The following is an 11,827-nucleotide window of genomic DNA, read 5'->3' as shown; positions in this document are numbered from 1 at the left end:
GGTTTGCTGCTTTTTTTAACAAACAGTGTTTTTCTATTTCACACAGCCATTAAATCCTCTGTTCGTCACATAACCGCTCTTACTCCAAATTGACAGTTTATCTGACTTTGCTTCTTGCTCATCTAGTCTGAATTGGTCTATGTATTTTGTGTTAGGCTCATATACATATGCTACTCTGGCCAATCCCTCTTTCAATAATGTCTCTTGAACAGATTTGCCGTCAACATAAACGTATGCTAACAGTCTTCCATACTTATCTCTGCGATCGCCTTTATCAAATTCCAGCTGTAGCTTACCGCTGTTGACCAATTCTTTATTTCGTTTCGACGCATCCTCACCGTATGGTTGAACACAAGAATTTGGTTTCTTCGTCTCAGGTGTATCAACGAGCAAGTAGCGAACTGTGTCTTTCTTTCCGTTGTAAATAACCTTAATCGTATCTCCATCTATTGCTCTATCTAATGTAACATCGATCAATTTCTTATGATTTTTTGAATGAGGCGTGCCAGCCTTTTGTTCTGTCTGACTATATTCATTAGATTGAGTATCTTGAGAGACTTGCTCCGTCCCATTAGAATCTGAATGGTTTTTGGCTGCGTGATTTGATCCGCAAGCTGCCAAAGTAATACTTAAAACGATTGCGATCATACTGATCAAAATCTTCTTCATATTGATTCCCTCTTTATCATTTTCTCTTTTTGCGATTAAACATTATCATTATAACGATATGGACATTTTTTGTGAATGGAAAACTTCAAGGGAACTTATAACACTCCAAATTGCCAATAGTTAACTTCACAACGAGATGATCAAAACATCACCATCACATAGCGGAAATAAATAATCCTGAAAATAATATTGACTGAAAATGCTTTTAGAATTATGATAATATGAGAAATGACAATAATGTGACAAAAACATTACTACAACATAACAACTAATAGCTTAGGTTTATTCTATTGGCTAAAATGTAAACGGTTACAAATCCAGAGGCGAAAATCTAAGATAGAGATGACTTTAGTTTTGACTCAATATCCACACTGAAAGAGCTTATTAAGTATTCTTAATAAAGGCAGGGGAAATGGATATGAATGAACATCGAAATCGAAGGTTGAAATTAATAATGATTTCAGCAACTTTTGGAGGGCTTCTCTTTGGATATGACACCGGAGTTATAAATGGAGCTTTACCTTTTATGGCAAGGCCAGATCAGCTTGATTTAACACCGGTTACAGAAGGGCTTGTTACGAGTATTCTTTTATTAGGAGCCGCGTTTGGAGCGTTGTTATGCGGAAGATTGGCTGATCGTTATGGCCGCCGTAAAATGATCCTTAATCTTTCCTTTTTATTTTTCCTGGCATCACTGGGAACAGCGTTAGCACCTAATGTTTTCATCATGGTGGCCTTTCGTTTTTTACTGGGGCTGGCTGTTGGAGGAGCCTCGGCGATGGTGCCGGCCTTTTTAGCAGAAATGGCACCGCATGAGAAGAGAGGGCGTATGGTAAGCCAAAATGAACTAATGATTGTTGGCGGGCAATTTTTAGCATATGTTTTTAATGCGATCCTCGGTGTAACAATGGCAAATACGGGACATGTTTGGAGATACATGCTTGTCATTTGTGCTGTACCGGCTATCATGTTATTTGCCAGTATGCTTAAGGTACCAGAAAGCCCCCGATGGCTAATCTCCAAAGGCAAAAACAGTGAGGCGCTGCGAGTTCTTAAACAAATTCGAGAAGATAAACGTGCAGAAGCTGAATGTAGAGAAATTCAAGAAGCGGTAGAAAAAGATACAGCACTAGAAAAGGCATCACTCAAGGACTTTTCTACACCATGGCTGCGCCGTCTTTTATGGATTGGAATCGGTGTTGCCATAGTGAATCAAATTACAGGTGTGAACTCGATTATGTATTATGGCACACAAATCCTTAAAGAATCTGGTTTTGGTACAAAAGCGGCTTTAATCGCTAATATTGGAAATGGGCTGATATCAGTTATTGCAGTTATATTTGGGATTTGGCTGGTCGGAAAAGTGAGACGGCGTCCAATATTATTGATTGGTTTGGCGGGGACGACTACAGCTCTCCTATTGATTGCGATTTTCTCAATTGTGCTTGATGGATCTATGGCACTTCCTTATGTAGTGCTTTCTTTGACCGTTTTATTTCTTGCCTTTATGCAAGGGTGTGTAGGACCTGTGACTTGGCTTGTCATAGCGGAAATATTCCCTCAAAGGTTAAGAGGACTTGGTTCTGGGATAAGTGTTTTTTTCCTTTGGATATTAAACTTTGTGATCGGTTTTGCTTTCCCGATCTTGCTTAGCTCTGTAGGTTTGTCTTTTACATTCTTTATATTTGTGGCTTTAGGTGTATTGGCAATCGGTTTTGTATACAAATTCATGCCGGAAACAAAAGGGCGTACACTTGAAGAATTAGAAGAGCATTTTCGTTCTCGACACGATCATAATACTCCTGAACAATCAGTTATTGAGGTATAAATATGTTGAAAATCTCTCTTCTTATAGGAGGGATTTTTTTAGTTTCAGAAAAAACAAAATCCCCCTGGTAGAGGGATCTTGATTCAGCATTTTAAGATGTTCTATACGTATAATACTGGAGTTGATACTTTAAAAATCTCGCCATCTCTTATATAAAAACGAGGGATGCGGCGGCTTAATGTAGACACGACTTCATAGTTAATCGTATTGAGCATTTCAGCCACTTCATCAACGGAAATCTCGGCTCCTTTTTGCTTACCGTAAATCACGACTTCATCTCCTTGTTTACCTTCACCGTTTTCTCCTAAACTGACCATGATCATATCCATTGTTACTCTTCCTGCCACTGGCACTCGTTTTCCGCGATGAAGAACAAACCCGCGATTGGAAAGGGCACGAGAATAGCCGTCAGCATAGCCAATCGGGAGTGTAGCAATTACTTCATTAGGCTCTGCGACGTATGTAGCACCATAGCTAACGGTTCGGGGTTCTGTCCGCATGGTTTTCACATAAGCGATGCGCGCCTTTAAACTTAACGCAGGTTCAAGCTTAACGAGATTTAGTTGTTTAATATAGGCTGAAGGATATAAACCATATAAGCCGATACCTAAACGGATCATATCAGCGCTAAATTCCGGAAAAGCGATAGCTGCAGCCGTGTTGCACATATGCACGGTGGGCAGCTCAATCCCCTGTTTTTTTAAAAAGCTGAGAAAACTGATGAATTTTTCGTGCTGCAGCTTTGTGAGTGTTGTGTCCGGTTCATCAGCTGTCGAAAAATGTGTGAAAATCCCTGTCCATCTGAGGAATTTACTTGCCTTTAAGGCTTTCACTACTTCTAAAAGTTCTTCCTTTGTGCGTACACCTAATCGTCCCATGCCGGTATCCACGTTAATATGAATGGCCAGCCGGTTAGCACTCGCTTCTTTTTCCAATATCTCGTTTGCTTCTTTCATCCAATCAACCTGGAATGCTGATAATGTTATATTCCAAGCTGCTGACTTCTTTACACAACTAAGGGATGTAAAACCAAGCACAAGGATAGGTGCTGTAATCCCAGCTTTACGTAAAACGATTCCTTCCTCCACACTGGCAACAGCAAGCTCACTCGCCCCGTGTTCCAGTGCATGGCGTGCCACTTCTATAGACCCGTGACCATAACCGTTCGCTTTTACGACAGCCATAATTTTGCTCTTATGTGGAATATGACGGCGGATCGCTCGCAAATTCTTTTTAACGGCATCAAGATTGACTTCGATCCAAACTTCTCGGCAAAGCTTTATCATCAACGCTTCCTTCCTTCTTATGGATTATAAATACCACCTATTGCCGCAAGAATAAATGTTAATTGTTGGATGATTCGATCTTATTTTATTCAACTTTATTTGAAATCATTCAACAGCAAATCCATGTGATACGAGAAGGTGCCTATCAATGTTCGAATAAAAGCAAGTACGGGATACATGAGGCTTGTAAGTGGGGTGTTAATGGGTACGGCGACCGAGGATTACAAAAATGATTATTTGTTTCGGGACATTTTTTTCTAAGGGTAGATGATAACGAGAAATCTAATCAGGAAAAACTTACCGTTCATCAATACAAAGGATACAGGTTAGAATTAGTGATGTTTGCAGTATAGAAGCACAGAAAAAATCAAGGAAGTAACAACAAGCTTCCTTGCTCCATTGTATTCCTATTAGAGAGCACGCACTTTTGCAAAAGCTTTTATCTTAGCTCCATCATCATTTTGACAGCGAATATAATATGTTCCGGTTTTATAGTGTGATACGTCAAGAGTTAGAGTTACACTTTTGCCAGGTTTAACTGTATAGCCGGAAGCGATTGTTCCACCACCTGGTTTTACAATTTTGAATTCAAATGGATTGCTTCCTGTATTCTCAACAAAAACTCTGATTTCGCCATCTTCACTTCCATAATAATCAAAATAAAATTTTCCGTCACCTCTAAACGTTTCTTCCTCTTCTAGTATAATATCGGATTGTGCGGCAAACGCAGTGACTTTTTTAGGTGTGTGGTCAATTGATGCAGCTGAAGCATAAGTAGAGCTTAATCCTGTAATTGAACTAACTAAAATCGAACCTACCACAATTTTCTTAAACACTTTTCTTCATCTCCTATATAAGAAATAAATTACAAATTTATACATTCGGTAAAGAGTTGGAAAGACCTTTGGGAAATCCTATAATTCACAAGAAATACAAAAAGGGTATGTTTATTTCTGGTGAATATTTATGACGGAGTAAACATGTCATAACATCAGGATGATTAAAGCGTAATCAAGTACGGTCTGAGACAAGCAGGACACTACATATGAAGGCACTGACTGGCTAACTTTTCTCGACAAAGACAAGAGAACAAGAGGGCGTCTATTGTTATGAACATTGAAGAACCTTTTAAATGAGGAGGGCTGAGGAAATTCTGTAAAAGATAATCGGTTGAAAAGGCAGTCGATTCCTTGTTCCATAAACCTAACATCAGAGTATATAATTAAACTCGTATTCACAAAAATCGTTTAAGTAAGGGGTATACATGAATAGGGGAGTTAGTTTTAAATACCGAATGAATATGGAAATTTTCTATGGAGAATACTGCGGCCGGTAGAAATAGCTAATTATAGGTGGCAAACGAGTGGGGAATCTTATTTTGTTGTAGAAGGAGAGCTCGATGATGAGGAGCTTTTTCATGACTACGCAATTGTTGAAGGGGCAGTTTTTGAGCAACAATTAAAAACGAATCAGTACTATACCATTTTCGTTGAACTGAAAGCATTTCCATATGGAAAAATGGTTAATCAAGTCAATACATATGAAGAGTTTGCTGACAGTGATTGCGAACTTGTCCTGTTGATAGCAGATAATAGCTACGTTTCGATTTACTGTAAAAACAAAAAATTCATTGAAAAACTTTACTTCAATGCTTTACAGAATGATTTTGAAGACGTTCAATTTATCACTGATGAAAATGACACAAGAACAAGCCTTACTGTATGATAGTCAATAAAAATTAAAGGAGCTAGTACATGACAATGAAAATTAAAATCAAGTATCTAGATGAAACACAAACAAGAATCAGCAAAATTGAGCAGGGAGACTGGATTGATCTTCGGGCAGCTGAAGATGTAACAATCAAAAAAGATGAATTTAAGCTTGTCCCATTAGGTGTTGCAATGGAACTGCCTGAAGGTTACGAAGCACATGTCGTCCCTCGTTCAAGTACATATAAGAACTTTGGCGTTATTCAAACAAATTCAATGGGTGTTATCGATGAGTCATATAAGGGAGACAACGATTTCTGGTTCTTTCCTGCTTATGCATTGCGTGATACTGAAATTAAGAAGGGTGATCGTATCTGCCAGTTTAGAATCATGAAGAAAATGCCGGCGGTTGAATTGGTTGAAGTCGAGCATTTGGGAAACGAGGATAGAGGAGGACTCGGTTCAACAGGTACGAAGTAAACAAAATAAATCCTTGGCTGTCTTCATGCTGTGTGATTGATCAATGGAGGTTTCAGCCAAGGTACATATAAATATTATGTATAAAATGAATATTTTAATACGAAGGATTTAATTAAAAACAAATTTTAAAAAGGGAAGTTTTGAAAAAGTGAAATAGTAATAACTAAAGTCGATAAAGAACCTAAAGATGTCAAAGAAACAATTTTTCTGGTGCTTTGCTTTTTTGAAGGTTTACTTAGCTCGTGGATAACTGCGCCCCATAAAAGCATGGATGCTAAAATTATAATACTTATATACATATAGATGCTCCTTTTATTATATTTACAGTTTTTACATTTTATTGATTTTACCACTTTAGGATTGAGTTGTCGATGAAACAAGCATCTCTATAAAGAAATACTTTTATCTAAATTTTTATAAGTAGGGGAAGGCAACTAAAAACTAGTAATGCCACTAATAATAAGCCAAGTTAAATGACTTGTGTTCATTAATAATTGAATTTACAGCAGCCATGAGCACAAAAAAATCTGAGTATCGTCGATAAATATCATAAAAAAGCCCCCGGTATGTCGCCGGGGAATAAATAGACGTTTAAGAGATTTAGTGATGTTTTTTATATGATTCGACAAAATCATAATAATAATGATCATCGTCATCATAATACTTTTTTTCGTAATGATAATCGTGATCATCGTAATACTTTTTATCATGGTCATCATACTTTTTGTCGTAATCATAATGTTTTTTATCATGATCATAATACTTGTCGCAATCATAATGCTTCTTATCATTGTCGTAATACTTTTTGTAATATGTTTTTTTCCAAGTGTAATACTCTTCTTTATATTTTTTATAATAACCCAATTAAATTCCTCCTTTATGTTATTCGAATTTAATTTATGAAGTTTAAATGATATGGTATGGTCAAATGAAATAAGAATAGTAAAAAGAGGCTGTTTAAAACACTTTCTGAAAAACAAAACGGATAGCTGTTTATTAAAACAAAAGCGAGAGAAAGCACTCAACCACTGTAAAATAATAGTAAAGTGTATAGAGAAGATTAATATACGTAAAGAGGGACTTTCTCTAATTGAAGAATATTTGAACGTTATGGTTAAGATTCAGAGCTCTATGATGTGATTTTTTAACACTGCTTTTGAAGGATTTAAAGTTAGACATCAAAAACAAACAGCAAAACCGGTCAGAAACAGATCATATAAGGAATGAACCGCTGCCAAATATCATAAAAAAGTTGTTAATGATCAAATGAATGAAATTAGAGAGAATTTATTTTAAAGAAAGCCCAATTGCACATGGACAAATGACAATTGATATTGAGGTAAAATACAATGCATTAAATCAGAAAAAGCTATTGGAGGATTTAATGTGTTTAGACAATTTCCAATTTGGTATACACAAACACCTAACTATTTGAATTTTTATGTGCCGCAATATCAAACCATTTCTTATAATCCTCAACAATGTTATCAACGGTGTATGTACCAAACTGGCGGTAACTATGAGCTATGTGACAGACTATGTTATGGAGAAATACAGGTGTAAAAGAGGGGGGATTAACTCCTCTTTAAACACACAGTGAGTGGAATAAGATCCTCACTTTATCTGCAAGTGCTTAGTATTTGCGATAATATTGCATTCGTAATAAATTATGCTTAGCAACTGAAAATGAAAGAAGGATATGAATAGTCATGACGCAATTCGATAAACAATACAATTCAATTATAAAGGATATTATCAATAATGGAATCTCAGACGAAGAGTTTGATGTAAGAACCAAGTGGGACTCAGATGGAACACCGGCACATACTCTAAGTGTAATGAGTAAGCAAATGAGATTCGACAACTCAGAGGTTCCGATTTTAACGACAAAAAAGGTTGCCTGGAAAACAGCCATTAAAGAGTTGCTCTGGATTTGGCAGCTGAAATCTAATGATGTTAATGATTTAAACAAGATGGGCGTACATATTTGGGATCAGTGGAAACAAGAAGACGGCACCATCGGACATGCATATGGATTTCAGCTGGGGAAGAAAAACAGAAGTCTAAACGGAGAAAAAGTGGATCAGGTAGACTATCTTCTTCATCAATTGAAGAACAACCCGTCTTCACGCAGACATATTACAATGCTGTGGAATCCTGATGATTTAGACGCAATGTCCTTAACGCCATGTGTATACGAGACACAATGGTACGTTAAACATGGGAAACTCCACCTTGAGGTAAGAGCACGGAGCAATGATATGGCATTAGGAAATCCCTTCAATGTATTCCAGTACAATGTGTTGCAGCGCATGATTGCTCAAGTGACTGGTTATGAGCTTGGTGAATATATCTTTAACATTGGGGATTGCCATGTGTACACACGTCATATAGACAATTTGAAAATTCAAATGGAAAGAGAACAGTTTGAAGCACCTGAACTATGGATCAATCCTGAAGTGAAAGATTTTTATAACTTTACCATTGATGATTTCAAGTTAATCAACTATAAACATGGGGACAAGCTTTTATTTGAGGTAGCGGTTTAATGCTGCCTTTTTATTGTGCAGTGAATGGATAGCAGGTATCCTAATTTCATTAAGCAATCTGGAAGATGAATAAAAATCGAAGGACAAACACGTATAATACATAAAAAAGATTAACTCTACAGTTAATCTTTTTTATTCAGAAGAAAATATCCTAACTTTGAAACTAAATACAAAGTAAAAGCAATCATTATAGTTCTAGATATTACAATTCCATGAATAGCTAGATCATATCCAGCAGGTACTAACGCATTTGTATTACACATAAAATATATAGATATTAGAAGTGCTACAATAACTAAAATCATTCCAAAAAGACTTGTTTTTTCATATTTCATACCAATTTCCACCCTTATTAAAGTTAGGTTTAAACAAAAGAGCTGAAGAAACGAACTATGACCAGTATGCTCCAATGAAAACCGCCAGACAATGCTGGCGGATTTTTGCTGCTTCGTTTATTTATTAACAGAGATCGTAACGTTATTTCCTGCAACAGAAACCTTTGCGAAATCCTGTGTATCTACCACAGGAGTGACGGCTTTATTGTCGATTGTGATGTTGTTAAAAGATGTCGAAAAGGTTGCTTTGATCGCATCACGCTGGCTTTCATACGAAACAGCCGCGGTAGCAAGGGTTTTCCATTTTGAAATCGTGCCGATGTTGGTTCCTTGAATTTCTGTGATAATCCGTCCGGTGTAGCCGTCATTGTTCGTTCCCCAAAGGGTCATGCGCGTATTGCCGCTTAAATTTTTATGGATTGTCATTTGGACTGTGCTTCCAGGGCGGAAGCCTTTATTGTATGTGAATTTGTCTTTTCCTTCGATGTACGTTTCTTCATTTTTGGACCCAACCTTCATGAGGGGCTTCCAGACGTTGTATTGTTTGCTGTACTGAAGCCCGATATCGGCCTCAGTTCCGCTTGTTGCCCTAAATCCTGAATAAATATAAGGAGTAGAGACCGTATCATATTTTACAGTGTCAGGAAGATTGATTTTAGCTGTAAAAACGGCGCCTGTACTATTCAGATAGGCGCGGCCGCCGATTCCCTTAGGCAGCTGTGATGCTGCTTTTGCGACTTGAGCATCTGCCGCGGGTAAGCCTGGTATACCTGATGAAAGGGTTCCGAAAAGAACCGCTGTTCCTACTGCACCTGCAATCAATACTTTTTTCACCAAAATTCCCCCTTTTGATAGTGGTTTGGCCATTTATTATACCTTATTTTGGAACTGTATTGATGTATATAATCGACAAAATATTTCATTTTGAGTGAAGTAAGGGACGAAACGCTTCGCCAATCTGAAAGCTATATACCTTTATCAGAGGAAAGAATGAGATCACAATCGTTTTAACCGATTTGAAATTCTCCTCAAAATAAAAGTACAAATGCTTAAAGAAACGATTATTAAAAGAATGCCCGCTATCGTTTCCCTGCCTGTAAAAAAGAGGTGACGTTTCATCAATGTCTGTCCTTGTAAAATGATAAAAGCACAGATACCGACTAAGAAAAGAAAACAAATACTTAGGATTGCTAACGCTTTACGTGAGTATGTTTTCATTTCATCTTTAAAATACAGCAATACGAAAACAAAGCAGATAACATTGGCTATTGTGCTTATCACCTCAAAGCTTTTCATGACAACTGATATAAATAGACAAAGTAAAATGAGATAAAATACGATGTTTCTATACAAAAAACCTCTCCTTTTATGTATGATCCTCAAAGAGTTTATAAAAGTTTCTTTGTAACTGCAATAAACTGAATGCGCTCACTTATGAACTAACTAAACTATGTACTAAATATTCACTATTCTTTTTCAGATTCAGTCACCAAGGTTTTCATATAAAGGGAAGCTTCAGAAATATACATATAGTGCACAAACAAAAAAGACCCGGCAATAGCCGGGGGAAAGTAAAAACGAGGAGATGTTAATGGCGTTTAGTAGTGTTTTTTATGCTTTTTATACTCTACAACATAATCATAGTCTTTTTTATCGTGATCATAATATTTTTTATCATAGTCATCGTATTTTTTGTCGTAATCACAGTCATCATATTTTTTATCATATTCGTAATACTTCTTATAATACGTTTTTTTGACCGTATAATACTCTTCTTTGTATTTTTTGTAATAACCCATATATACTCCTCCTTTATTTTTACTACGCTTTATTATACGGCGAGTAGATTTTGCGGCTTGGACAGTTAAAATCATAGAAGGAAAAAAGGGCTGTCCAAATGATAGAAAAAGACAGATGACACAAAAACAAATCAAAATAAAGAGCCGATTTTTCATCGGCCCAAACGATTTATCCTACATTTGTTTGTCTTCTTTGTTTTCTGAGTCATTTTTTCTGATATCCTGAGTCAGTCCGCTTGTTGCTTGTTTAAATTCTGATAAGGCTTTTCCTGCTGCACGGCCAAGCGCCGGCAGTTTATCAGGCCCAAATACTAAAAAACCTACAAACAAAATAACGAGTATTTTTGTGAAGCTTAATTCCATATCCTTTTCCCCCTGATTGAAGTACAACCTTTTAAACAAATTATAAGAGATAGCAGTACAAATGGGAATGCATTTATTTTGAACATTTTAAAACCAGACAAAGACGGATTCATAAAACGGCTGCTGCTGAATATAATGTCCAATGCCACCTGCCTAAGAAGCAGGGAGGCAGGCTGGATCAATTATGTAGCTCTGCCGGAAATGATACAAACGTATCTGCGGCTATCATTGAAATAGAGGAGTGGTGTAGTTGATGAGATTCACTAAGGTAGTTGGATTTTTGTCTGTTTTAGGGTTGGCTGCGGTTTTTCCATTAACGGCACAAGCAGAAAAAGCCGGAACTGCGGGGGCTGGAGAGTGGGATAAGTTGGGGACTTACACATATACTTACTCAAGTCCGACGGTATACTCGACCGGAGGAGATTTTAGAGTTTGCCTTTCAGGAAGCACTCCTTTTTCTGTTTCACTGCACTTATATGAGGATGATCCCGGTGACAATCCTGATGATTATGTAGGGGCAAACTATTTTTCACCCGGAGAATGCCACACATTTGGCAGTATTGGAAAATTTGTAGATGGGAGCAATAACAAGGCCGAGTTCTTTGTTACCGATTACTCTGGTAAATCTAAAACTGTTACGTTTTATGATTGATGGACTCAAATTGTGAAGTATAACCCTTGGGAAAGAACAAAAAAGAGAGATACCTCTCTCTCAGGCTGTCGAGAAAATCTCGACAGCCTTTATTTTTCTTTAAAATATCCATTCTTCTGTAATAAAATAAAAGAAAGACTTAAAAGGACGGTGTCTT

Annotated in this window: 14 protein-coding genes and 2 pseudogenes; 7 read left to right on the top strand and 9 right to left on the bottom strand. The window is 37.0% G+C overall.

From position 1 onward, the window contains the following. Window positions 1-33: 33 nt before the first annotated feature. On the bottom strand, window positions 34-669 hold the full coding sequence (gene yncB, locus PUN35_RS04895; protein WP_014479910.1) for an endonuclease YncB: 636 nt from the start codon (window positions 667-669) through the stop codon (window positions 34-36). Window positions 670-1,081: 412 nt separating this feature from the next. Between yncB and PUN35_RS04890 the strand changes: the two genes are divergently transcribed. Continuing rightward, on the top strand, window positions 1,082-2,497 hold the full coding sequence (locus tag PUN35_RS04890; RefSeq protein WP_033881939.1) for a sugar porter family MFS transporter: 1,416 nt from the start codon (window positions 1,082-1,084) through the stop codon (window positions 2,495-2,497). 101 nt (window positions 2,498-2,598) lie between these two features. On the opposite strand, the gene alr is transcribed toward PUN35_RS04890, so the two are convergent. Both alr and PUN35_RS04880 read right to left on the bottom strand, forming a co-directional pair. Beyond that, window positions 2,599-3,783 carry an alanine racemase gene (gene alr / locus PUN35_RS04885; protein WP_031600564.1) on the bottom strand — a complete coding sequence of 395 codons (1,185 nt, stop codon included), beginning with the start codon at window positions 3,781-3,783 and terminating at the stop codon, window positions 2,599-2,601. A gap of 410 nt (window positions 3,784-4,193) precedes the next feature. Next, on the bottom strand, window positions 4,194-4,619 hold the full coding sequence (locus PUN35_RS04880) for a hypothetical protein (protein ID WP_014479913.1): 426 nt from the start codon (window positions 4,617-4,619) through the stop codon (window positions 4,194-4,196). Between the two features lie 428 nt (window positions 4,620-5,047). On the opposite strand from PUN35_RS04880, the pseudogene PUN35_RS04875 reads away from it, so the two are divergent. Together PUN35_RS04875 and dutA are read left to right on the top strand one after the other, a co-directional pair. Further along, window positions 5,048-5,508: pseudogene (locus tag PUN35_RS04875) on the top strand (DUF2691 family protein). A gap of 29 nt (window positions 5,509-5,537) precedes the next feature. Further along, complete coding sequence (gene dutA, locus PUN35_RS04870; RefSeq protein ID WP_014479915.1) at window positions 5,538-5,972, top strand: dUTP diphosphatase DutA; 435 nt, start codon at window positions 5,538-5,540, stop codon at window positions 5,970-5,972. 600 nt (window positions 5,973-6,572) lie between these two features. On the opposite strand, the gene cotU is transcribed toward dutA, so the two are convergent. Then, the gene (cotU, locus tag PUN35_RS04865) at window positions 6,573-6,836 is read right to left on the bottom strand and encodes a spore coat protein CotU (RefSeq protein WP_033881937.1); all 264 of its coding nucleotides are present in this window, start codon (window positions 6,834-6,836) and stop codon (window positions 6,573-6,575) included. 406 nt (window positions 6,837-7,242) lie between these two features. Between cotU and PUN35_RS04860 the strand changes: the two genes are divergently transcribed. Together PUN35_RS04860 and PUN35_RS04855 are read left to right on the top strand one after the other, a co-directional pair. Continuing rightward, on the top strand, window positions 7,243-7,407 hold the full coding sequence (locus PUN35_RS04860; RefSeq protein WP_003231643.1) for a hypothetical protein: 165 nt from the start codon (window positions 7,243-7,245) through the stop codon (window positions 7,405-7,407). Between the two features lie 274 nt (window positions 7,408-7,681). Beyond that, a complete protein-coding gene (locus tag PUN35_RS04855; RefSeq protein WP_014479918.1) occupies window positions 7,682-8,521 on the top strand; it encodes a thymidylate synthase in 840 nt (279 codons plus the stop codon). A 122-nt stretch (window positions 8,522-8,643) separates the two neighbouring features. Here the strand turns inward: PUN35_RS04855 and PUN35_RS04850 are convergent, their stop codons facing one another. The 5 genes from PUN35_RS04850 to tatAC form a co-directional block, all read right to left on the bottom strand. Next, the gene (locus PUN35_RS04850; protein WP_121509411.1) at window positions 8,644-8,931 is read right to left on the bottom strand and encodes a hypothetical protein; all 288 of its coding nucleotides are present in this window, start codon (window positions 8,929-8,931) and stop codon (window positions 8,644-8,646) included. A 42-nt stretch (window positions 8,932-8,973) separates the two neighbouring features. Beyond that, window positions 8,974-9,693, bottom strand: coding sequence for a YrpD family protein (locus PUN35_RS04845; RefSeq protein ID WP_014479919.1), 720 nt, complete (start codon window positions 9,691-9,693; stop codon window positions 8,974-8,976). 159 nt (window positions 9,694-9,852) lie between these two features. Then, window positions 9,853-10,209: a YoqO family protein gene (locus PUN35_RS04840; RefSeq protein WP_014479920.1), complete on the bottom strand. Its 357-nt coding sequence runs from the start codon at window positions 10,207-10,209 to the stop codon at window positions 9,853-9,855. Window positions 10,210-10,454: 245 nt separating this feature from the next. Further along, complete coding sequence (locus PUN35_RS04835; RefSeq protein ID WP_014479921.1) at window positions 10,455-10,655, bottom strand: spore coat protein CotC; 201 nt, start codon at window positions 10,653-10,655, stop codon at window positions 10,455-10,457. A gap of 174 nt (window positions 10,656-10,829) precedes the next feature. Next, entirely contained in the window at window positions 10,830-11,018 is a 189-nt protein-coding gene (gene tatAC, locus PUN35_RS04830) for a twin-arginine translocase TatAC (RefSeq protein ID WP_003231634.1), read from the bottom strand. 78 nt (window positions 11,019-11,096) lie between these two features. On the opposite strand from tatAC, the pseudogene PUN35_RS04825 reads away from it, so the two are divergent. Continuing rightward, window positions 11,097-11,255: pseudogene (locus PUN35_RS04825) on the top strand (hypothetical protein). 16 nt (window positions 11,256-11,271) lie between these two features. Next, the gene (locus tag PUN35_RS04820) at window positions 11,272-11,670 is read left to right on the top strand and encodes a hypothetical protein (protein WP_009967329.1); all 399 of its coding nucleotides are present in this window, start codon (window positions 11,272-11,274) and stop codon (window positions 11,668-11,670) included. The last annotated feature ends 157 nt before the right edge of the window (window positions 11,671-11,827 follow it).

It is taken from the genome of Bacillus sp. N3378-2at (assembly GCF_033412715.1).
GTDB classification, from domain to species: domain Bacteria; phylum Bacillota; class Bacilli; order Bacillales; family Bacillaceae; genus Bacillus; species Bacillus subtilis.
This window is presented reverse-complemented; position numbering and strand designations above follow the sequence as displayed.